This is a genomic window from Cupriavidus sp. C2SS-8b (genome assembly GCF_057073745.1).
In genome coordinates this window covers 2559255-2582336 of sequence record NZ_CP172716.1, presented here as the reverse complement: position 1 = coordinate 2582336, position 23082 = coordinate 2559255, and the positions used below count along the sequence as shown (strand labels likewise).

General features: G+C 66.8%; 15 protein-coding genes, 1 tRNA gene and 1 pseudogene. 12 read left to right on the top strand and 5 right to left on the bottom strand.

Annotated elements, in window-relative coordinates:
* Positions 1-172: 172 nt before the first annotated feature.
* Positions 173-1816: an ABC transporter permease gene (locus ACIGJB_RS11945; protein ID WP_483730014.1), complete on the bottom strand. Its 1644-nt coding sequence runs from the start codon at positions 1814-1816 to the stop codon at positions 173-175.
* A 92-nt stretch (positions 1817-1908) separates the two neighbouring features.
* On the opposite strand from ACIGJB_RS11945, the gene ACIGJB_RS11940 reads away from it, so the two are divergent.
* The 6 genes and pseudogenes from ACIGJB_RS11940 to ACIGJB_RS11915 all read left to right on the top strand — a co-directional run.
* On the top strand, positions 1909-3009 hold the full coding sequence (locus tag ACIGJB_RS11940; protein WP_483730013.1) for an ABC transporter ATP-binding protein: 1101 nt from the start codon (positions 1909-1911) through the stop codon (positions 3007-3009).
* 105 nt (positions 3010-3114) lie between these two features.
* On the top strand, positions 3115-4455 hold the full coding sequence (locus ACIGJB_RS11935) for a replication-associated recombination protein A (RefSeq protein ID WP_483730012.1): 1341 nt from the start codon (positions 3115-3117) through the stop codon (positions 4453-4455).
* A 98-nt stretch (positions 4456-4553) separates the two neighbouring features.
* Positions 4554-5858, top strand: a complete 1305-nt coding sequence (gene serS, locus ACIGJB_RS11930; RefSeq protein WP_483730011.1) for a serine--tRNA ligase — start codon at positions 4554-4556, stop codon at positions 5856-5858.
* An 80-nt stretch (positions 5859-5938) separates the two neighbouring features.
* Positions 5939-6028: transfer RNA gene (locus ACIGJB_RS11925), tRNA-Ser, on the top strand.
* Positions 6029-6237: 209 nt separating this feature from the next.
* Positions 6238-7110 carry a DUF1653 domain-containing protein gene (locus ACIGJB_RS11920; RefSeq protein ID WP_483730010.1) on the top strand — a complete coding sequence of 291 codons (873 nt, stop codon included), beginning with the start codon at positions 6238-6240 and terminating at the stop codon, positions 7108-7110.
* 27 nt (positions 7111-7137) lie between these two features.
* Positions 7138-7929 (top strand): annotated as a pseudogene (locus ACIGJB_RS11915) (phosphatase PAP2 family protein); the annotation flags it as partial.
* A 211-nt stretch (positions 7930-8140) separates the two neighbouring features.
* Here the strand turns inward: ACIGJB_RS11915 and paeA are convergent.
* Both paeA and ACIGJB_RS11905 read right to left on the bottom strand, forming a co-directional pair.
* Positions 8141-9478 (bottom strand): polyamine export protein PaeA, encoded by a 1338-nt coding sequence (gene paeA / locus ACIGJB_RS11910; RefSeq protein WP_483730009.1) that lies wholly within the window; start codon positions 9476-9478, stop codon positions 8141-8143.
* A 61-nt stretch (positions 9479-9539) separates the two neighbouring features.
* Positions 9540-10514: a LysR family transcriptional regulator gene (locus ACIGJB_RS11905; RefSeq protein ID WP_483730008.1), complete on the bottom strand. Its 975-nt coding sequence runs from the start codon at positions 10512-10514 to the stop codon at positions 9540-9542.
* 142 nt (positions 10515-10656) lie between these two features.
* Between ACIGJB_RS11905 and ACIGJB_RS11900 the strand changes: the two genes are divergently transcribed.
* The 4 genes from ACIGJB_RS11900 to ACIGJB_RS11885 all read left to right on the top strand — a co-directional run bounded on the left by ACIGJB_RS11900 (position 10657) and on the right by ACIGJB_RS11885 (position 14716).
* Positions 10657-11937 carry a D-amino acid dehydrogenase gene (locus ACIGJB_RS11900; RefSeq protein WP_483730007.1) on the top strand — a complete coding sequence of 427 codons (1281 nt, stop codon included), beginning with the start codon at positions 10657-10659 and terminating at the stop codon, positions 11935-11937.
* An 87-nt stretch (positions 11938-12024) separates the two neighbouring features.
* Entirely contained in the window at positions 12025-12951 is a 927-nt protein-coding gene (locus ACIGJB_RS11895; RefSeq protein WP_483730006.1) for a glutamate/aspartate ABC transporter substrate-binding protein, read from the top strand.
* Between the two features lie 174 nt (positions 12952-13125).
* Positions 13126-13938 (top strand): transporter substrate-binding domain-containing protein, encoded by an 813-nt coding sequence (locus ACIGJB_RS11890; RefSeq protein ID WP_483730005.1) that lies wholly within the window; start codon positions 13126-13128, stop codon positions 13936-13938.
* Between the two features lie 118 nt (positions 13939-14056).
* A complete protein-coding gene (locus ACIGJB_RS11885; RefSeq protein WP_483730004.1) occupies positions 14057-14716 on the top strand; it encodes an amino acid ABC transporter permease in 660 nt (219 codons plus the stop codon).
* Positions 14717-14784: 68 nt separating this feature from the next.
* Here ACIGJB_RS11885 and cphA (ACIGJB_RS11880) read toward each other — a convergent pair whose 3' ends face one another.
* Both cphA (ACIGJB_RS11880) and cphA (ACIGJB_RS11875) read right to left on the bottom strand, forming a co-directional pair.
* Positions 14785-17355 (bottom strand): cyanophycin synthetase, encoded by a 2571-nt coding sequence (cphA, locus tag ACIGJB_RS11880; protein WP_483730003.1) that lies wholly within the window; start codon positions 17353-17355, stop codon positions 14785-14787.
* Positions 17356-17385: 30 nt separating this feature from the next.
* A complete protein-coding gene (cphA, locus tag ACIGJB_RS11875; protein WP_483730002.1) occupies positions 17386-20022 on the bottom strand; it encodes a cyanophycin synthetase in 2637 nt (878 codons plus the stop codon).
* A gap of 242 nt (positions 20023-20264) precedes the next feature.
* Between cphA (ACIGJB_RS11875) and ACIGJB_RS11870 the strand changes: the two genes are divergently transcribed.
* Both ACIGJB_RS11870 and ACIGJB_RS11865 read left to right on the top strand, forming a co-directional pair.
* Positions 20265-22559, top strand: a complete 2295-nt coding sequence (locus ACIGJB_RS11870) for a cyanophycin metabolism-associated ABC transporter (RefSeq protein WP_483730001.1) — start codon at positions 20265-20267, stop codon at positions 22557-22559.
* Entirely contained in the window at positions 22552-23055 is a 504-nt protein-coding gene (locus ACIGJB_RS11865) for a cyanophycin metabolism-associated DUF1854 family protein (RefSeq protein WP_483730000.1), read from the top strand. Before ACIGJB_RS11870 ends, ACIGJB_RS11865 begins: the two co-directional genes overlap by 8 nt.
* Positions 23056-23082 lie beyond the last annotated feature (27 nt).

The following is a 23082-nucleotide window of genomic DNA, read 5'->3' as shown; positions in this document are numbered from 1 at the left end:
TGCGGCCGCGTGGTAGGTGGCGACGTCTGGCCGGCCCTGCCCACAGCCTTGTCTGCTGTCCCCGGACGATGGAAGTTTCCCGTGGCGGCGAGGGGGCGCGCTCGCAATCAAGGGAATCCGGAACCGGGCCAAGCCCCGATATCGGCAGCCGGCGTGCTGGACTTGAGCGAAATCAGGAATCCGCGCCGCGGCGGATCGTTCGCGACAGCAGCACCACCGGCAACAGCCCCACGGCCACGATGACCAACGACGCCGTGGCGGCCTCTGCCAGGCGTTCGTCGGCGGCCAGGTTGTAGGCCTGGACCGCGAGCGTATCGAAATTGAACGGGCGCATGACGAACGTGGCCGGCAGCTCCTTCATCACGTCGACAAACACGATCAGGCCAGCAGTCAGCAGGCTGCCGCGCAGCATCGGTAAATGCACGCGGCGCAAGGTGGCGGCCGGGCCGTGGCCGAGGCTGCGGGCCGCGGCGTCCATGCTGGGCGTGATCTTGCCCAGCCCCGCATTGACGGTCTGCAGCGCCACGCCCAGGAAACGCACGAGCAGCGCATAGACCAGCGCGGCAATGCCACCGGTCAGCAGCAGGCCGGCAGCAATGCCGAACCGCTGCTGCAGCCAGCCCGACAAGGCATTGTCGAGCCAGGCCACCGGCACCAGCACGCCAACGGCGATCACCGATCCTGGCAGCGCATAGCCCATGCCGCAGAGTCGCGTCAGTCCGCGCACCAGCCAGCCGCGCCTGGCGTTGGCGGCGCGTCCCGCATAGCCGATCGCCAGCGCGATACCGACGGCGACCAGCGCCGTGGTGCCGGCCAGCAGCACGCTGTTGCGGATCAGGCCAATAAAGCGCGGGCCGAGCTGCGCATCGCCATCGGTCAGCGCCATGCGGCACAGCATCAGCGCCGGCATCAGGAAACCCAGCAGCACTGGCGCCGCGCAGGCCAGCAACGCCAGCCAGGCACGCACGCCGGTGAGCGGGTTGGCCGGCGCGCGCCGCTGGTTGCCGTAGACCTGTGCGCGACCACGGCTGGCGCGCTCTGCCAGTAGGATCGCCATGACAAAGGCCAGCATGCAGGCCGACAACTGCGCGGCCGCGGTCTTGTCGCCGAGCGAGAACCACGCGCGGTAGATCCCGGTCGAGAACGTCGGAATGGCAAAGTAGGCAACCGTGCCGAAATCCGCGAGCGTTTCCATCATGGCCAGCGCGGTGCCGGCGACGATGCCGTGCCGCGCCAGCGGCAGCATCACGCGCCACAGGCGGCTCCACGTGCCATGGCCGAGCAGCCGGGCGGCTTCGAGCGTGTTCTGCGTCTGCTGCAGGAAAGCCGCGCGCGCGGTCAGGTAGACATAGGGATAAAGCACCAGCGAGAACAGCGCGATGGCGCCGCCCAGCGAGCGGATCTCGGGGAACCAGTACTCGCGCGCCTTCCAGCCTGTGAGCGCACGCAACCAACCTTGCACCGGGCCGGCGAACTGCAGCGCGTCGGTGTAGGCGTAGGCGATCACGTAGGCCGGCATGGCCAGCGGTAGCACCAGCGCCCACTCCATCAGACCGCGTCCGGGAAAACGGTAGGTCGTCACCAGCCAGGCCGATGTCACGCCAAGCGCCAGCACGCCGCACGCCACGCCGAGCAGCAGCCACAGCGTGTTGGCGACGTACTCCGCCAGCACCGTGTCGACGAGGTGGCGCCAGGTCTCGCTCGCCGGCGCCAGCACGCTGGCTGCCACGAACACGATGGGCACGGCCACGAGCAACGCCATGGCTAGCGCGACAAGGGTCAGCGGATGCAGGCGGCGATGACGGAGCAGGAGCATGCGGACGGCGCGCTGGGCGACTGGAACAGCCGGCCATTCTAGCAACCTGGGCGTCGTGCGGACCACATCGCGCCAGTCCCTATAATTCGCGGATGCGAGCCGATTCCTTCACCCCATCGGGCGCCAGCGCGCCTGTCATTGCTCCGGTCCTTGACGTTGACAACATCCGGCATGCCTTCGGCCGGCAGGTCGTGGTCGATGGCCTGTCGTTCCGGCTGGCCCGCGGCAGCATTGCCTGCCTGCTGGGCCCGAGCGGCTGCGGCAAGACCACCGTGCTGCGTGCCATTGCCGGGTTCGAACCGTTGCGGGAAGGGCGCATCTTGCTGGACGGCAAAGTGGTGTCCTCAGCGGGTTACGCGGTGCCGCCCGAGCAGCGGCGCATTGGCATGGTGTTCCAGGACTACGCACTGTTCCCGCACCTGAATATGGCCGACAACGTTGCCTTCGGGCTGAAAGGCGTGGGCCGTGCGGAACGCGCGGCCCGCGCGGCGGAAGTGCTCGAACTGGTCGGCTTGTCCGGCACAGGTGCAAAGTATCCGCATGAGCTGTCAGGCGGCCAGCAGCAGCGCGTGGCGCTGGCGCGCGCACTGGCACCGCGCCCGGAACTACTGCTGCTGGACGAGCCGTTCTCGAACCTCGACGTCGACCTGCGCGAGCGGCTGAGCCTGGAGGTACGCGACATTTTGAAGGCGCAGGGCACCACCGCGATCCTGGTCACGCACGACCAGTACGAGGCCTTTGCCATGGCCGACGAGATCGGCGTGATGCATGGCGGCGCGATCGAGCAATGGGCGAGCGCGCATGCGCTCTATCACCGCCCGGCCACGCGTTTCGTGGCGGACTTTGTCGGGCAGGGCGTGCTGATGCCGGGCCGCATGCAGGGCAATGGCGAGATCGGGCTGGAACTGGGCACGTTGCGCCCGGCGGTGCCGCTGGCCTTGCCCGATGGCGCGCCGGTCGATGTACTGGTCCGGCCCGACGACATCGTGCACGACGATGCCAGCCCGCTGCGCGCCGACGTCGTGCACAAGGCGTTCCGCGGTGCCGAGATCCTCTATACGCTGCGCCTGGCCGGCGGCGGCAAGGTGCTGGCGCTGGTGCCGTCGCACCACGACCACGTGATCGGCCAGCCGATCGGCATCCGCGTGGAGATCGAGGATGTGGTGGCGTTTCCGGCCGCCGCGCAGGCCTGACGGGCCAATGGTCTACACTGTCACGTTCCCCGGCGCCGCTGGCGCCCACCACGCCGATGCCTTGCAGCGGGCGCGTGGTCTTGCGATTTACGAGGCCTGAATACCGTGGCGGACACGCTGTTTTCCGATTCTTCCGACCGTTCCCGGCAACCGCTCGCCGAGCGCCTGCGTCCACGCAATATCGACGAGGTGATCGGCCAGCAGCACTTGCTCGGCGCGGGCAAGCCGCTGCGCGTGGCGTTCGAGTCCGGCGAGCCGCATTCGATGATCCTGTGGGGGCCGCCCGGCGTGGGCAAGACCACGCTCGCGCGGCTGATGGCCGATGCCTTCGACGCGGAATTCATCGCGCTGTCGGCCGTGCTGTCGGGCGTGAAGGACATTCGCGAAGCCGTGGAGCGCGCCGAGCAATTCCGCGCGCACGGCCGTAGCACGCTGGTGTTCGTGGACGAGGTTCACCGCTTCAACAAGAGCCAGCAGGACGCCTTCCTGCCGCACGTGGAAAGCGGACTGTTCACGTTTATCGGCGCGACCACCGAGAACCCGTCATTCGAGGTCAACGGCGCATTGCTGTCGCGCGCCGCCGTGTATGTGCTCAAGAGCCTGGACGATGCCGAGCAGACGCAGCTCGCGCAGCGCGCCAGCGAGGAACTGGGCGGCATCACCTGGCAGGAGGAGGCGCTCAAGCTCATCGTGGCTTCCGCCGACGGCGATGGCCGCAAGCTGCTGAACAATATCGAGATCGTGGTGCGCGCCGCGCGCAACGCCGGCAAGAGCGAAATCGACACCGCCCTGCTCGGCAGCGCGCTGTCCGAGAACCTGCGCCGCTTCGACAAGGGGGGCGATGCGTTCTATGACCAGATCAGCGCGCTGCACAAGTCGGTGCGCGGCTCCGATCCCGATGCCGCGCTGTACTGGTTCTGCCGGATGATTGACGGCGGCGCGGATCCGCGCTACCTGGCGCGGCGTATCGTGCGCATGGCGTGGGAGGACATCGGCCTGGCCGATCCACGCGCCGCCCGCATCACCCTGGATGCTGCCGAAACCTATGAGCGCCTCGGCTCGCCCGAAGGCGAACTCGCGCTCGGCCAGGCGCTGATCTATCTCGCCGTGGCGCCCAAGTCCAACGCCGGCTACAACGCGTACAACGCGGCGCGCGCCTTCGTGTCCAAGGACAAGTCGCGCCAGGTGCCCGTGCACCTGCGCAATGCGCCGACGCGGCTGATGAAGGAACTCGGCTATGGCCATGCCTACCGCTACGCGCACGACGAACCCGAGGCCTATGCCGCCGGCGAGCACTACTTCCCCGACGACCTGAAGGCGCAGGGCTGGTACCAGCCGGTGCCGCGCGGACTGGAGGGCAAGATCGCCGAGAAGCTGCGACATCTGCGCGAACTCGACGAAGCCTGGCACCGCGAGCACCGCGGCAAGGGCAAAACCGGCGAATAAGGCGGCAACCCGCACAGTTCCGAGGCGTCAGGGCGCGCGGGTGAAGTAAAATGGCGGGTCCGCCGGCATGTCGCCGGCCCAGCACTTCACACCGCAACATGCTCGACACCCAGCTGTTCCGCAAAGACATCGACGCCGTGGCGCAACGCCTTGCCACGCGCGGCTTCCAACTCGACGTGGCGGCCTTCCAGGCGCTCGAAAGCGAGCGCAAGCAGCTGCAGACCCAGACCGAGGAACTGCAGTCCCGCCGCAACAGCCTGTCCAAGCAGATCGGCATGCTCAAGGGCAAGGGCGAAGACGCCTCGGCCGTGATGGCGGAAGTCGGCGGCATCGGCGATACGCTCAAGGCCTCCGCCGCGCGCCTGGAGGAAATCCAGGCCCAGCTGTCGGAACTGATGCTGTCGATCCCGAACCTGCCGCACGAAAGCGTGCCGGTCGGCAAGGACGAAACCCAGAACGTCGAAGTGCGCCGCGTCGGCGAGCCGCGCAAATTCGACTTCGAGGTGCGCGACCACGTCGACGTGGGCGACAAGCTCGGCCTGGACTTCGATACCGCCGCCAAGGTGACCGGCTCGCGCTTCTCCATGCTGCGCGGCGGCATGGCGCGCATGCATCGCGCGCTGGTGCAACTGATGCTGGACACGCATACGCAGGAGCATGGCTACACCGAGATGTACGTGCCGTACATCGTCAACGCCGCGTCGATGCGCGGCACCGGCCAGCTGCCGAAGTTCGAGGAAGACCTGTTCAAGGTGCCGCGCAAGGTCGGTGGCGAGGATGGCGAGCGTACAGAGAACTTCTACCTGATCCCGACTGCCGAGGTGCCGCTGACCAATATCGTGCGCGATGCCATCGTCGCGGGCGACAAGCTGCCGCTGCGCTTCGTCGCGCATACGCCGTGCTTCCGTTCGGAAGCGGGCTCGTATGGCAAGGACACGCGCGGCATGATTCGCCAGCATCAGTTCGACAAGGTCGAGCTCGTGCAGGTGGTGCCGGCCGAGCAGTCGTTTGACGCGCTGGAGCAGCTGACCGGCCACGCCGAGGCGATCCTGAAGAAGCTCGGCCTGCCGTTCCGCACCATCGTGCTGTGCACGGGCGACATGGGCTTCGGCGCCACCAAGACCTATGACCTCGAAGTCTGGATCCCGGCGCAGAACACGTACCGCGAAATCAGCTCGTGCTCGAACATGGGCGACTTCCAGGCGCGCCGCATGCAGGCGCGCTACCGCGTGGGGCAGGGCAAGCCGGAGCTGGTCCATACGCTGAACGGCTCGGGCCTGGCCGTTGGCCGCACGCTGGTCGCCATCCTCGAGAACTACCAGAACGCCGACGGTTCCGTCACCGTCCCGGCCGCACTGCAGCCTTACATGGGCGGCACCACGCGGCTGGAACCGGAACTGTAAAAAATTGCACGCCAGCCTATTGCGCTGGCTGGCTCAATCTGTCTATAATCTTGGTTTCGCTGCACGGCGACCAAGTTACCGGAGAGGTGGCAGAGTGGTCGAATGTACCTGACTCGAAATCAGGCGTACCGGCGACGGTACCGTGGGTTCGAATCCCACCCTCTCCGCCAAACAAGAAGCTGCCGATTGTTCGACCACCGGCAGACAAGAAAACTGTAGTAAAACTCAGACCGACTCTTGCGCAAGCAGGCGTCGGTTTTGTTTTTTGTGCGCCGGTTTTTTTGCTAGCCCTATGCCGGGCATCGATATAAGCCGATAGTGCTACCAATGCGTGCGCGTTCACCGGCTCCGATGCGGGCCGTACTTCCGAGGGCAGCCGATGACATCCACCCCCGCCGATCCTCCGCGCTTCCAGGGCGATCCCGATGAACTGCCGCGCGATGCCGACCTGGTGCCCGGCATGCCGTACCGGCACTACAAGGGCGGTGCCTATGCCGTGATCGGCGTGGGCCGCTTCGAGGCCGACCTGTCCCCCGTGGTGGTCTATGAAGCGATGCGCGATCGTTCGCTGCTGTGGGTGCGTACCGCCGACGTCTTCAGCGAGCCCGTGGCGACGCCGCAAGGCACGGTGCCGCGCTTTGCGCCGGACTGGCCTGCTGCACTGGCCTGCCTCGATTTCCTGCCGCGCAGGGCCGTGCTCGATGTGCTGGCCTTGTATGACGCTCCCTATCGTCGCTATCACGACCGTCGCCACGTGCTGGAAATGTTCGAGCAGGCCCGGGTCCGCGGCGTGATGCTGAATCCCGCCCAGGCACTGGCGGCGCTGTTCCATGATGCCGTCTATGTCCCCGGCTGCGAACACAACGAGGCTGCGTCCGCGGCGCTGATCCCGACCATGGCGCCCGGTGTCGATGCGGCTACAGTCGAACTCGCCGCGCAGATCGTGCTGGATACGCGCACGCATGATGCCACCCTCGCGGAGTCGGCGGCGGTGCTCGATCTCGATCTGTACCGACTCGCCGTGTCTGCGGAAGAGTTCGATGGATACAGCCTTGCCGTCTTCGAAGAGAACCGCGCCTTGCTGGCGGTGCGCACGGGGCTGTCGGGCGAAGCGCTGATGCAGGCCTTTTGCGAGCGCCGGTCTGCGTTCCTGTCCACGCTGGCACAGCGTCCGCGGTTGTTCGTGACCGACGCCTTCGCCGATTGCGAGGCACGGGCGCGCGCCAACATTGCGCGCGTTGCGGGTGGCTGAGTACGGGCACGAGACACGAGAGCAATCATGGACGCGCAGGGATTCCAAAGTGACGGACACTGGCTGATCCCCGCCAATGTGCTCGGCGTGCTGGCGCTGTTCGCGCTGGCGGTCTTGCTGCTGTTCTGGCTGGTCCCGCTGTTGCTCATTCTCCTGCGGCCGCTGGTGAGCCGGCTGGATGCCTGGCGCACCGCGGGCGCTTCGGCATTGGCCAGGCGTACTGCCGACGAGGGCGGACGGGCTTCGCGGTTCAGTGCCGTGACGCTGCGGATCCTGGAGCGCGACGCTGCCGAGTTGCTGCTAGTCGCGGCTGCGGGCGCGATCCTGTTGGCATGCGGCGGTGCGCTGCTCTGGCTGGTCGACGGGATTGCCGCAGAGCGGGGACTGTTCGTGCTGGACCACGCGGTCTTCGCGCAGCTGCGCGCGTCGCGGCAAGGCTGGCTCGACGTCGCCATGATCGCCGTCACCGAGCTTGGCGGCGCACGGGTTTCGGTGGCGGTAGGCGTCGCCGTGTTTGCGTGGCTGGCGTGGCGGCGAGCATGGGCCACCGCGGCGTACTGGACGGTTGCCTTGCTTGGTGCGCGCGCCTGCGTGGTGGCGCTCAAGTTCGGCCTGCAGCGCCATCGTCCGGCCAGCATCTACAGCGGCCTGGAGTCCTACTCGTTTCCGAGCGGCCATGCCACCAGCAGCATGGTGACCTATGGCTTCCTGGCGTTCCTGATCTGCCTGCGCCAGCCGTGGCGCGTGCGCGTCCCGGTGCTGTCGCTGACCACCGTGGCCGTGACGGCGATCGGCCTGTCGCGGCTGTACCTGGGCATGCACTGGCTGTCGGATGTCGCGGCCGGGTTTGTGCTCGGGCTTGCATGGATTGCACTGCTCGGCACCGCCTACATCACGCTGCATGTGCCGGCGCGCTTGCCGGCATGGCAGCTTGGTACGGTAGCGGCCGTTACGGTCATGGCGGCCACCGCTTATCTCGTGGCGTTCCGCCTGCCTGACAGGATCGCGCAGTATCGCCAGGCGGGGGCGCTCAGCGTCCAGGTTCGGGCTGCGGCTGCGGCGTCGCCTGGGCTGTCGTCGTCCCGGCCGGCAGACGCGACACCAGCAGCTGATCGATCTTGTGATGGTCGATGTCCAGCACTTCAAAGCGATAGCCCGCCACGGTGATCGATTCGGATTTCTTCGGGATGCGCTTGAGCGCGTAGATCACCAGTCCCGCCACGGTATCGACGTAGTCCTCGCCGGGCAGCGAATCGAGTTCGAGCGCCTTTTTCAGGTCGACCAGCGGCGTCAGGCCGTCCACCAGCCACGAGCTGTCGTCGCGCCGCACGATCTGCTCGTCTTCGCTTGAATAGAGGATGTCCCCCATCAGCGCGCCGACGATGTCGTCGAGCGTGACGATGCCGACCACCAGGCCGTATTCGTTCATCACCACGGCAAAGCTCTGGTGCATCTCGCGGAAGCGGGTCAGGGCTTCGGACAAGGTCAGCGTGTCGGGGATCACCAGCACGTTCTTGTCATGGTGCCTGCCGATATTGCCCATCACGGCCGCGGTTTCGTCGGCCAGCAGCAATTGCAGGATGTCCTTCGAGTCGATGTAGCCCTGCACGTCGTCGAGATCGTGCCCGCATACCGGATACTGCGCGTGCGGCTGGCTGACAAGCTTGCGCCGCACGCTGTCGGCGGTCTCGGCCAGGCTCAGGTAGACCACGTCGTCGCGCGGCGTCATGATCGCCGTGACGCTCTTGGAATCGAGCTCGAACACGTTCTCGATCAGGCGGATCTCGTGCTTGAGCAGCACGCCGGCCTCGGCGCCGGCATCGACCATGGCGGCGATGTCCTCGGTGGTGATCTGCTCGACCGTCTTGGTCGGCAGGCCGAACAGCCGCAGCGTGGCATCGGCAGCGGCGTTGAAGACGAACACCAGCGGCTTGAGCACGCGCAGCAGCATCAGCATGGGGTCGATCACCGCGAGCGCGCACGCCTCGGGAAAACTCATGGCGATGCGCTTGGGAATCAGGTCGGCAAACTGGATGAACAGCAGCGTGACGATCAGGAACGAGCCGATATTCGCGACGCGCTGCGCAATGCCGACCTCCAAATAGGGCGACAGTCCCGCGAGCACCAGGTCCGACACATGTTTTTCACCGAGGATACCGGCCAGGATCGCCACGCTGTTCACGCCGATCTGGACGATGGTGAAGAAGTTTCCGGGCTCTTCCTTGAGCAGCAGCACCTTGGTGGCGCGGCGATCGCCGCGTTCGGACAAGGTCTGGAGCTTGGTGCGGCGGGCGGCGGTCAGCGCAATCTCGGAAATCGAGAAGAAGGCGCTGATCAGGATAAGGAGGAGCAGGATCAGTACGAACATGGCTGGATACGGGCACCGTTCGGGCGCCTTGATGATGGTGCAGGCCGCGCGCGGCTGTCAATCAATCGCGCCCCCGCGATGCGGCAGCCGTGGTGGCCTCGAAGCTGGCGGCGGGCGCTTCGAGCCGCTCGGGCAGGGTGGCGGCCAGGGCCGCGGCGGCCTGCGCGAACTGCTCTCGCATGTCGTCGACCAGGCTCGATGCCGCGCGGTGGCTTGCGCGCAGCAACTGGATTTCAAACGGCAGCGCGGGCTGCACCGCGTGAAGCGAAACCTTGCCCGGGTTGGCGCTCAGCGCGGTGTACTGGTCAAGCAGCGCCATGCCAAGGCCGGCTTCCACCAGCGCCAGCGCCAGCGAATACGTCTGGACTTCGAGCGTGGAGCGCGGCTCCAGCGCATGCCGTGCCAGCGTTTGCCGCACCAGCAGCCCGAGCGAGCTGTTGTCGTCGTAGCCGACAAAAGGGCGCTCCATCAGCTTGCGCATCGGCACCACATGGCGCCGGCCGCCGGCCGGCAGCGGTTGGTCGCGTGGTACCGCAAGCAGCATATGCCCGACGGCCACCGGCTCGCAGGTGATGGCTTCATGGCGCGGCGGCGAGAAGGCGAAGCCCAGGTCGATCTGGTTGGCGAGCAGCGCGCCGACGATCTCGTCGGTATGGTGAGTGAGCACCTGTACCTGGGTTTCGGGATAGCGCGCGCAAAAACCGCGCACCGCCGGCACCAGCAGCGGGCCCGCCAGGCTCGGCGTGGCCGCCACGCGCAGGCGGCCGACGCCCTTGTGGCGCAGGCTTTCCGACACGCGCCGTACGCGCTCGATCTCGCCATATAGCCTTTCGACATCGCCGTACAGCGCGGTGGCTTCCGGCGTCGCCTGCAGGCGGCCGCGCACGCGCTCGAACAGCCGGAAGCCGAGCGATGCCTCGGCGTGCTGCAGCACGCGCGTGACCACGGGCTGCGAGACGTGGAGCAGGCGCGCGGCCTCGCTGACCGTGCCGGTCAGCATGATGGCGCGGAAGACTTCGATCTGGCGCAATCGCATGATGGAGGTGCTGGTGCGGTGGTGCGGGGGAAGTTAGCCGGCCCATAGCCTGAAGACATATTCTGGCACGTATTGGCATTGGGCAAGCCGCGTGCGCTCGTCTACGCTGCTGCCATCGGATCGAAAGCGACAAAGGATGGCAATGCGGTTAGTGATCGTGGGCGCCGGCGTGGTCGGCATGACCAGCGCCTGGCGGCTGGCCCAGGACGGCCACGAGGTGACGGTGCTCGAACGGCATGACGGCCCCGGCGAGGAAACCAGTTTCGCCAACGGCGGCCAGCTCAGCTACAGCTACGTGGCCCCGCTGGCCGGCCCGGGCGTGATGGGCAAGGTGCCGGGCTGGCTGCTGCGGCGCGACTCGCCCATGCGCTTCCGGCCCGTGGCGGACCCCGCGCAGTGGCGCTGGCTAGCCGCGTTCATGCGCGCGTGCAACGCCGCCACCAGCGAAGCCACCACGCGCAAGCTGCTGCGCCTGGCGTTCTACTCGCGCGACCTGATGCAGGCGTTCGTGGCCAGCGAAGGCAGCAAGGCGGGGGCGGGCACAGATTTCGATTTTGCGCGGCGCGGCAAACTGATTGTGCACCGCGATGGCGACGCGTTCGAGTCGGCGCGCCGCCTGCTTGACTACCAGGCCAGCCTGGGTTGCGAACAGCAGGCGCTGGACCGCGAGGCCTGCGTGGCGCTGGAACCCGCGCTGCTCGGCATCCGCGACGAGATCGCCGGCGCGATCTATACGCCGAGCGAGGAAGTCGGCGACTGCCACCGCTTCTGCCTGTCGCTGGCACGCTTGCTGCAACAACAGTCCGGCGTGTCGATGCGCTTCGGCACCATCGTGCAGGGGCTGGTGCAGGAAGGGGATCGCATCAGCGGTGTGCGGACGGCGTCTGGCGTGGTGCCGGCCGATGCCGTGGTGGTTGCAGGCGGCATCGGCAGCGTGCCGCTGCTGCGTCCGCTCGGCGTGCGGCCGCCGTTGTGGCCGCTCAAGGGCTACAGCATCACTGTGCCGCTGGCGGAAGGCGCGCGTGCGCCGCATATCAGCATCACGGATTTCGCCAACAAGATCGTCTATGCGCGCATCGGCAACACGCTGCGCGTGGCGGGCATGGCCGACCTGGTGCGCGGCGGCGCGCGCATCGACCCCGAGCGCGTCGGCGCGCTGGTGACGCAGACGCGCGCGCTGTTTGAAGGTATCGTGCCCGATATCCCGCTGGCGCAGCTGCAGCCGTGGGCGGGGCTGCGGCCCGCCACGCCGGACGGCTTGCCGATGGTCGGACCGTCACGGCTGCGTGGACTGTGGCTCAATCTCGGGCATGGCGCGCTGGGCTTTACGCTCGCCATGGGCAGTGCGGGACTGCTGGCCGACCAGCTCGCCGGCCGCAAGCCCGCGGTCAATGCAGAGGAGTTTTCCGCCGCGCGCGCCTAGCCGCGCGGCAGCGTTTAGCGTTTTGCAGTACGTGGTTTCGATGGAATGCCTCGATCAACAAGCACCCTCAACAGAAGGAGCGCCAACATGAAGCAACTGCACTCTAGCCGCAAGCGGGTCCCCCTGCGCCTGCTGGCAGCCACCGCCCTCAGCCTGGTCAGCACACTCGCCGCCACCGCGGCCAGCGCCGCCGATGGCGACACGCTGCGCAAGATCAAGGAGAGCGGGGTGATCTCGCTCGGCTACCGCGAGTCGTCGATTCCGTTCTCGTACACCGACGGCAAGGAGGTGATGGGCTACTCGCACGAGATCCTGCTGCAGATCGTCGACAAGGTGAAGAGCGATCTCAAGCTGTCGAACCTGCAGGTCAGGCTCACGCCGATCACCTCGCAAAACCGGATTCCGCTGGTGCAGAACGGCACCATCGACATCGAGTGCGGCAGCACCACCAACAATCTCGAGCGGCAGAAGCAGGTAGCGTTCTCGAACAGCCTGTTCGTGTACGGCATCAAGATGCTGACCAAGAAGGACTCGGGCGTGAAGGAATTCACCGACCTGAAGGATCGCAACGTGGTCACCACCGCCGGCACCACGGGCGAGCGCCTGCTGGTCAAGATGAACGGCGAGAAGGCCATGAACATGAACCTGATCAGTACCAAGGATCATGGCCAGTCGTTCCTGATCCTGGAAAGCGGCCGTGCCGCGGCCTTCGTCATGGACGAGCCGCTGCTGTACGGCGAGCGCACCAAGGCCAAGAGCGCGGGCGACTGGGTGGTGGTGGGCGCGCCGCTGCAGACCGAGAACTACGCGTGCATGTTCCGCAAGGACGACCCGTCGTTCAAGAAGCTGGCCGATGGCGTGGTGGCTGACCTGATGACCAGCGGCCGCGCCGAGAAGCTGTACAACAAGTGGTTCATGTCGCCGATCCCGCCGCGCGGCATCAACATGAACTATCCGCTGTCCGCGGACATGAAGGCGCTGTTCGCCGCGCCGAACGACAAGGCCTTCCAGTAAGGCGTTCCAGCAACGCGCGGCAGGGCAGACAGTTATATAGCCATGATGAATCGTTATTTCGCTATCGATAGGGTTTGCGGTAGTGTTGAGGCCGATATAGGCTCATAGCAGCACAACCGGCCGGCAGGCCTCTACAAGAGGCTGCCGGCCATTCCGTATCCCACTGGAGAACATATGCGATCGATTCGTCATGGCTGGCTCAAAACCCTGCTGGCTGCCTCGCTGATCGCTGGCGCCGCCGGCCTGAGCGCCACCGCGGCCCGTGCCGCAGACCTGCTCGATACCGTCAAGCAGGCCGGTGTGCTGAAGATCGGCCTGGAAGGTACCTATCCGCCGTTCGGCTTCCGCAACGCCAAGAATGAACTCGACGGTTTCGATGTCGACGTGGCGCGCGCCGTGGCCGCCAAGCTTGGCGTGAAGCCGGAATTCGTCACCACCGAATGGAGCGGCATCATTGCCGGCCTGCAGGCCGGCAAGTTCGACGTGATCGTCAACCAGGTCTCGGTGACGCCGCAGCGCAAGCAGGTGCTGGACTTCTCCACGCCTTATGTCTATTCGGCCGCCCAGCTCATCCAGCGCAAGGATGACAAGCGCGAGTTCAAGTCGCTCGACGACCTGAAGGGCCACAAGCTCGGCGTGAGCCTGGGCAGCAATTACAACGACCTGGCCAAGTCGGTGCCGGGCATCGACGTCAAGACCTATCCCGGCGCGCCCGAATACCTGCGCGACCTGGCCGCGCAGCGCGTGGATGCCGCGCTCAATGACAGGCTGATGGTCAACTACCTGATCAAGACCGCCAACCTGCCGCTGCGCCCTGGTGCGGTCGTGTCGGGCGCCAATGCCGAGGTTGCCATTCCGTTCCGCAAGGACAACCCGAAGTTTGCCCAGGCCATCGACCATGCGTTGGACGACCTGCGCAAGGACGGCACCCTTACCAAGCTGTCGGTGAAGTGGTTCGGCTCGGACGTGACCAAGCCCGGCAAGTAAGCAGTCCCTGCCCAGTCCCTGCCATTGACCAGCACCCCGCCCGGCCGCAGGCCGCGCGGGGTTTGCGCGCATCCCGGCGGGCCGTTACGATTGGCGCGTCTCTTCCTGCCTCCCGCAAATGTCCGCTCTCCAGCTCGTCTCCGATTCCATGCCCGTGCTGCTGCAGGGCACGCTGCTGACCATCAAGTTCGCACTGTGGTCGATGGCCTTCGGGCTGGTGCTGGGCACGGTGGTGGCGCTGATGGGCATCAGCCACAGCGCCGTCCTGAAGGGCATCGCGCGCGGGTACGTCAGCATCATGCGCGGGACGCCCTTGCTGGTGCAGATCTTTGTCGTTTACTACGGCTTGCCGGGCATCGGCATCGCGCTGGAACCGACGCCGGCCGGTGTGCTGACGCTGAGCCTTAACGTGGGCGCCTACCTGTCCGAGAGCATGCGAGGCGCGATCCTTGGCATCGCGCGCGGCCAGTGGCTGGCGGCGTACAGCCTGGGCCTGACGCCCGGGCAGACGCTGCGCTATGTGGTCGGGCCGCAGGCTTTGCGCCTGGCCGTGCCGAGCCTTTCCAACAGCCTGATCAGCCTGATCAAGGACACCTCGCTGGTATCGGTGATTACGGTGACGGAGTTGCTGCGTACCGCGCAGGAAGTCATTGCGGCGACTTACCAGCCGTTGCCGCTTTATCTCGCGGTGGCGGTGATCTACTGGGTGCTGAGCACCGGGCTTTCGGGGCTGCAGCATGTGCTGGAGCGCCGCCTTTCATTGCCTGGGCGGCACTAGAAAGCGCCCGGCCAAACAAAAAGGGCCAGCCCGTCGGGGCTGGCCCTTTGTCCATCCAGGCGGCTGGTTTAACCCTGCGCGACGCGGCTCGCGATGTGCGCCAGCGCTTCGTCCACCTGGTCCACCAGGATAAGGCAAAGATCACCGGCCTGCACCCGCGACAGCGACGTGTCGATGGCCACAAACTCGCCGCGGATCTCGTCGATGGTGCTGGCGCGCGTGGCGCCCTGCAGGCCCTCACGCAGCAGCGCGAGCACTTCGCCGTCCTCGCGGCCGCGCTGGCACTGGTCCTGGTACAGGATCACCTCGTCGAATACGCCGCCCAGGATCTGGGTCTGCTTGCGGATGTCTTCGTCGCGGCGGTCGCCGGCGCCGCTGATTACCACCATGCGGCGCTTGGCCGGCATGGTCTGCACGGCATTGCACAGCGCCTGGATGGCGTCCGGGTTGTGGCCATAGTCGGCAATCAGCGTGGCGCCCCGGTAGTCGAACACGTTGAAGCGGCCCGGGGCCGTCTGCGCGTCATTGACGAAGGTCGCCAGGCCGCGGCGGATGACGGTCCAGTCGATGCCAAGCGCCCACGCCGCGGCGATCGACGACATGGCGTTCTCGACCTGGAAGCCGATCGTGCCGTTGCGTGTGAGCGGGATCTCGGCCAGCGGGAATCGCACTTCGTTGTCGCCTTCGGAGGCCACGATGTGGTCGCCGTCGACAAACACCACGCGCTTGCCCTGCGCACGGTGCGTGGCCATGGCCGGCTGGCCCGGGTCATGCGCGAAGAACGTCACCGAGCCCGGGCAGGCATCGGCCATGCGCACCACCATCGGGTCCGCGGCGTTGAGCACGGCCATGCCATGCGGCGCCACGTTTTGCACGATCACGCTCTTGAGCACGGCCAGGTCTTCCACCGTGCTGATGTAGGACAGTCCGAGGTGGTCGCCTTCGCCGACGTTGGTCACCACGGCCACGTCGCAGCGGTCGAAGGCCAGGCCTTCGCGCAGCAGGCCGCCGCGCGCGGTCTCGAACACGGCCGCATCGACGTCCGGATGCAGCAGCACGTTGCGCGCGCTGCGCGGGCCGCTGCAGTCGCCGGTGTCGATGCGCTCGCCACGGATATAGACGCCGTCGGTGCCGGTCATGCCCATGCGCAGGCCGCTGGTGGCCATCAGATGGGTGATCAGGCGGACCGTGGTGGTCTTGCCGTTGGTGCCCGATACCGCCACCACCGGAATGCGGCCATCGTCGCCGTCGGCGAACATGGTCGACACGATGGCTTCGCCCACTGCGCGGCCTTTGCCGTACGAAGGCTGCAGGTGCATGCGCAGGCCAGGCGCGGCATTGACTTCGACCACGCCGCCGGCCTGTTCCTCGAACGGCTTGAGCATGGTCTCGCACACGGCGTCCACGCCGGCGATATCGAGGCCGACCATCTGCGCGGCGGCCACGGCGCGCGCGGCGATGTCCGGGTGGACGTCGTCCGTCACGTCGGTGGCGCTGCCGCCGGTCGACAGGTTGGCGTTGTTGCGCAGCACCACGCGCGTGCCCTTGGGCGGCACGGATTCCGCCGTCAGGCCCTGCTTGGCCAGCGTCGCCAGGGCGATATCGTCAAAGCGGATCTTGGTGAGCGAAGTCGCGTGGCCCTCGCCGCGGCGCGGGTCGCGGTTCACTTCCTCGACCAGCTGGCGCACGGTATGCGAGCCATCGCCGATCACCTGCGGCGGGTCGCGGCGCGCCGCGGCGACGAGATGCTTGCCCACCACCAGCAGGCGGAAATCATGGCCGGGAATGTAGCGCTCGACGATCACATCAGAGCTGATGTCCGACGCGACCTCATAGGCCGTCATCACTTCTTCGCGCGTGCGGATGCGCACGGCCACGCCCTTGCCCTGGTTGCCGTCGCGCGGCTTCACTACCACGGGCGCGTCGATTTCCTGCGCGGCTTCCCAGGCTTGCTCGGCGCTGCGCACCGAGCGGCCCAGCGGCACCGGCACGCCGGCCGCATGGAGCAGGCTCTTGGTCAGTTCCTTGTCCTGCGCGATGGATTCGGCCACGGCGCTGGTCGCGCTGGTTTCGGCGGCCTGGATGCGGCGCTGCTTGCTGCCCCAGCCAAACTGCACCATCGAACCCTGCGTCAGGCGGCGATACGGAATGCCGCGCGCCACGGCGGCGTAGACGATAGAGCCCGTGCTGGGCCCCAGGCGCACGTCTTCGTCGAGTTCGCGCAGGCGGTGCAGTGCGTCGTCCAGGTCGAACGGCGCGTCATCGCGCGCGGCCAGGCACAGTGCCTGGGCCAGGTCGAACGCCAGGCGGCCGACTTCTTCCTCGCTGTACTGCACGATCACCTGGTAGGTGCCGGGCTCGACGGTCTGCGCCGTGCGGCTGAACGTCACGGGGCAGCCGGCCGCGGCCTGCAGGCGCAGCGTGGCGCCTTCCAGCACGTGCGCGAGCGACAGCTCGCCGGCATCTTCGTCCGGATGCAGCGGCCCGATGTCGGGAAAGCGCGCGCGCAGGCGGTCTTCAAAGCCGGGCAGGGCGGCAACCATGTCCGAGGGTTCCGGACAGGCCACGATCGCCTCGATGGCGGTGTGGCGGCACCACAGGTTCGGGCCGCGCAGGGCCCGGATGCGAGAGACTTCCATAGATTCTGGGTTCCGTTCTTCTTCGGGCCGTCAGGCGCGGCGCGGGGGCTGGCCCATCCACTGGTGCACGCGGTCGACGGTGGCGCCGGGGGCGCCTTCGTCGCACTGCAGGACCAGCAGGTCCCCGGCCACCAGCTGGCCGAGCGCGGTCTCGATGGCGTCGCGGCGCGTGCCTTCGTCGATGATCTTGGTGACGCGGCGCCCCTCGTAGAGACCTTGCTTGAGCAGGGCGCGGGCCTCGGTGTCAGGCAGCGCGCGCTTGACGCTCTGGTCTTCGCACAGGAACACGCGGTCGAAGCTGGCGCCCAGGACCTTGCCCTGGCGCACCATGTCTTCGTCGCGGCGCTGCACGCCGGCACCGTAGACGATCATGCGGCGTTCGGCCGGGAAACGGTCGAGCGCGGCGGCCAGGGCCTCCAGCGCAGGCGCGTTGTGCGCGTCATCCACCACGACGATGGCGCCGTTGCGCTCGAACAGCGTGAAGCGGCCCGGCACGTCGACCTGGCCCACGTCGAAGGTCACGATGCCCGCGCGGATCAGGTCGTTGGAGATACCCAGCGCCCAGCCGGTGGCGACTGCCGCCAGCACGTTTTCCACCTGGAACGAGACGCGGCCGGCGTAGGTCACCGGAATGGCGGCGACATCGGTCAGCGGCGTTTCGCTTTGGCCGGTGGCCAGCACGACCTTGCCGTCGCGCACGAACACGGCACGCTTGCCATTGGCTCGATGCGCGACGATGGCCGGCAGTTCGGCGGACAGGCCGAAGAAAATCACGTCGCCGTCCGACAGCTCGGCCATCTCCACCACGCGTTCATCGCGCGCGTTGAGCACGGCGGCGCCGTTCTTGAGCACCACGTCCACCTGGGTGCGCAGCACGTTGAACATGCGGTCTTCGTCTTCGACATAGTAGTCGCCCATGTGGTCGGGTGCATCGAAGTTGGTGACCACGCCGACCTGGCAGCGGTCATAGACCAGGCCCTCGGAAAGGATGGCGCCGCTGTCATTCTCGAACACGGCGGCTTCCACCGCGCGGTTCATCAGGATGCGGTGGCCGGCGTCCCAGTTGGCGCGGTCGCCGCCCTGCACCAGGCGGCGGTCCAGGAACAGGCCGTCGCTGCAGGCGAGGCCGGTGTGCTTGCCCGACAGCTGCAGCAGGCGGGCGACCAGCTTGGCCACCACGGTCTTGCCGTTGGTGCCGGTAATGCCCACCACCGGGATGCGGCCGGGGTTGGTGTCGTCGGCCTCGGGGAAGAGGTGGTCGACGATGGCGCGGCCCACCGGGCGCGGCGTGCCTTCCGCCGGCTTGAGGTGCATGAGCAGGCCAGGGCCGGCGTTGACTTCCACGATGGCGCCGCGTTGCTCGGCCAGCGGGCGCGAGATGTCCTCGGCCACCAGGTCCACGCCCGCGATATCCAGGCCGACCACGCGCGCGGCCAGCGCCGCATGCGCGGCCACGCTCGGGTGCACGCGGTCGGTGACGTCGAAGGCCACGTTGCCCGTGCGTTGGATCAGCACGGTCCTGCCTTCGGGCGGGACCGAGGTGCCATCCATGTTCTGGCGCTTGAGCTCCAGGCGCGCCGCCGAGTCCAGTCGGACGCGGTTCAGCGGATGATCTTCGGTGCTGCCGCGGCGCGGGTCCGAATTGATCTGCAGTTCGATCAGTTCTTCGATGGTCGACTTGCCGTCGCCCACCACGCTGGCGGTCTCGCCCATCGCGGCGGCAACCATGCGCCCGCCGACGACCAGCAGGCGGTGTTCGTTGCCAGGGATGAAGCGCTCGACGATCACGCCGTTGCCTTCCTCGATGGCCACCGCGTAGGCAGTCGCGACTTCTTCGCGCGTCACCAGGTTGGTAAAGACGCCGCGGCCATGGTTGCCGTCATACGGCTTGACCACCACCGGCACGCCGATGTCCTCGGCGGCTTCCCAGGCGTCTTCGGGCGACTCGACCATGCGGCCCTCGGGCACCGGCACGCCGCACGATTCCAGCAGGCTCTTGGTCAGGTCCTTGTCGCGCGAAATGCTCTCGGCGATGGCGCTGGTGCGGTCGGTCTCGGCCGTCCAGATGCGGCGCTGGCGCGCGCCGTAGCCGAGCTGCACCAGGTTGCCGTCGGACAGGCGGATGGACGGGATGTCGCGGTCGTCGGCGGCATCGGCGATGCAGGCCGTGCTTGGGCCGAGGCAGTGCTCATCGACCAGGCGGCGCAGGTTGTCGACGGCAGCGGGGACGTCGAAAGGGCGATCCTCGATCGCGGCCATTATCAGGTCGCGTGCCGCGAACAGCGCGGCGCGCGTGACCTGCTCATGCCAGGCGCGGACGATCACCTTGTAGACGCCGCGGACCGGGGTCTCGCGGGCCTTGCCGAACCCGCCGGGCATGCCAGCCAGGTTCTGCAGCTCAAGCGTCACGTGTTCCAGGATGTGCCCCGGCCATGTGCCTTCCTTGAGGCGCTGCAGGAAGCCGCCGCGCTCGCCAATGCTGCAGCGATGCTCGACGAGGGTCGGCAACCACGCCGACAGCCTTTCGTAGAACCCCGGAATCGTGTTGGAGGGAAAATCCTCCAGCTCCCCGATATCGACCCACGCCTCCAGCACAGGCCGATATGTCCACATATTCGGGCCGCGCAGCGACATGACATCGAAAATCTCAATGTCCTTCTTTTTCATTGATTTAGCTTGAGGCAATGGGCGGAAACGCCCGAGAAATGGAAGCCTAACCTTTCAGTAACGTTACAGCATACGTCAGGTTGACTTCTTTGGCTGACATCCGATTGTGCAATGCATCAGGGGCACCCGCTGGTTGGCGTTATGTATACTTGCGGGCAAAATCGCGGGCCGCCAGTGTGCGGCCATTCTAAATTGTTTCAAGTTATGTCCGTTTCCGCTGGACGCTGCAAGGCGCGCCGACAATGACCCGATCCTCCCTGCCTGTCTCTCAAAGCAACGTGCCGGACGAGCCCTGGCGGGCCGAAGCCGGCGCGGCGCTTCGCCCCGGCGAGACCATCCTGGCCGGGCTGGAACTCGACCTCGACGCGAGGCTGCATTTTACCCAAGGGTGGCTGGTTGTGACGGACCGGCGTCTTCTGGCTCGCGCTCCCGGTGAAAAAAATGTGCGGGAATGGGCCATCGAGCCCGGCCTGCACCTCTCACATACCGACCACGCGGGTGTTGGCACCCTCGAACTGGGGAATGACACGGCTCGCTTCGCCTGCTGGCGCTACACGCTTGGTTACAATCCTGCCGCGCTGCGGCTGGTCGACCAGTTCGAGGCGCGCCGCGACGCGGCTGTTGCCGAAGTGCCACAGGATGCCGGCGAAGTGTTGTGCCCCACCTGCAAGGCCCCGCTGCCGCCGGGCGAGGAGCAATGCCCGCAGTGCAGCCGTGAGCTGGAAACCCCGCCGTCGACGTGGGCGCTGCTGCGCCTCTGGCGCTTTGCGCGCCCCTACCAATGGCAGTTGCTGGCGGGTTTCCTCCTGACGCTGCTGTCCACGGCGGCGACGCTGGTGCCGCCGTACCTGACCATGCCCCTGATGGACAAGGTGTTGATCCCGTTCCAGAACGGCGTGCCGATCAACTACGGCCTGGTGCGGCTGTACCTGGCCGGCCTGCTGGGCGCAGCGCTGGTGGCCTGGAGCCTGGGCTGGGCGCGCACCTACCTGCTGGCGCGCGTGTCCGAGCGGATCGGCGCGGACCTGCGCACCACTACCTACGAACACCTGCTGAAGCTGTCGCTGGAATACTTCGGCGGCAAGCGCACGGGCGACCTGATGGCGCGCATCGGCTCGGAAAGCGATCGCATCTGCGTCTTCCTGTCGCTGCATCTGCTGGATTTCGCCACCGACGTGCTGATGATCCTGATGACGGCGGCCATCCTCATCTCGATCAACCCGTGGCTGGCGCTGGTGACGCTGGTGCCGCTGCCGTTCATCGCGTGGATGATCCACCTGGTGCGCGACAGGCTGCGCCATGGCTTCGAGAAGATCGACCGGATCTGGTCGGAGATCACCAACGTGCTGGCCGACACCATTCCGGGCATCCGCGTGGTCAAGGCTTTTGCGCAGGAGAAGCGTGAAGTGGCCCGCTTCCGAGAGGCCAACAAGCACAACCTGGCCATCAACGACCGCGTGAATGCGGTGTGGTCGCTGTTCACGCCGACCGTGACGCTGCTCACTGAAATCGGCCTGCTGGTGGTGTGGGTGTTCGGTATCTGGCAGGTGTCGCACAGCGCCATCACAGTGGGTGTGCTGGTGGCTTTCTTGACCTATATCAGCCGCTTCTATACGCGGCTCGATTCGATGAGCCGCATCGTCTCGGTCACGCAAAAGGCGGCGGCCGGCGCCAAGCGCATCTTCGACATTCTCGACCACGTGTCGAGCGTGCCGGAGCCCGTGCGCCCGGCAAAGCTGGAGAAGGTAGAGGGCGCCATCGAAATGCGCGACCTCGGCTTCCGCTACGGCAACCGCGCGGTGATCCGCGGCCTGGACCTGTCGATCGCGCCGGGCGAGATGATCGGACTGGTCGGGCACAGCGGCTCGGGCAAGAGCACGCTGGTCAACCTGATCTGCCGCTTCTATGACGTGTCCGAAGGTGCGATCCGCGTCGACGGGATCGACATCCGTTCGCTGCCGGTTTCGGAGTACCGCCGCCATATCGGCCTGGTCCTGCAGGAGCCGTTCCTGTTCTTCGGCACGATCGCGGAGAACATCGCCTACGGCAAGCCTGACGCCACGCGCGAGGAGATCGTTGCGGCCGCACGCGCCGCGCATGCGCACGAATTCATCCTGAGGCTGCCGCACGGCTACGACTCGCTGGTCGGCGAACGCGGCCAGGCGCTGTCGGGTGGCGAGCGCCAGCGCATTTCGATTGCGCGCGCGCTGCTGATCAACCCGCGCATCCTGATCATGGACGAGGCGACTTCGTCGGTCGATACGCAGACCGAGAAGGAAATCCAGAAGGCACTCGATAACCTGGTGCAGGGGCGGACCACGATCGCCATCGCGCATCGTCTGTCCACGCTGCGCAAGGCCGACCGCCTGGTGGTAATGGACCGCGGCCAGATCGTCGAAGTGGGCGGTCACGATGAGTTGCTCGCACGCGAAGGTGCCTACTACAAGCTCTATCAGGCGCAAGCCCGCAACGTCGATACCGAGGACCAGCCGGCCGATGTGGAAGCCTTGCTGGGCACGGAGACCGCCAATGCTTAATGACGCCAATCTCGACGCCGACGAAATTCCCGATACCGAATTCACGCTGAGCCGCAACGCGCTCGGCAAGCTGGTGCTGACGCTTGGCGACGGCACGGCGCACGAGGGCGTGGTGCCGGTGCGCGCCTTCCCGATCGGCGCGCCCGATGATGGCATCGGCATGATGAGCACGGATGGCCGCGAGCTGGCCTGGGTGCCGCGGCTTGACGGGCTTTCGGGACCGCAGCGTGCGCTGGTGGAAGAAGAGCTGGCCGCGCGCGAATTCATGCCGGAGATCCAGCACATCGTCAGCGTTTCGACATTCGCTACGCCGAGCGAGTGGACCGTGCAGACCGACCGCGGGCAGACTACGCTGGTGTTGCGCGGCGAGGAAGATATCCGCCGCCTGGCTGGCAGCACGCTGCTGATTTCAGACAGCCACGGCATCCACTACCTGATCCGCGACCTGATGGCGCTGGATCGCCACAGCCGCAAGATACTCGACCGCTTCCTCTGAACTTTGCGCTGATGGCGGTGCGGGGCT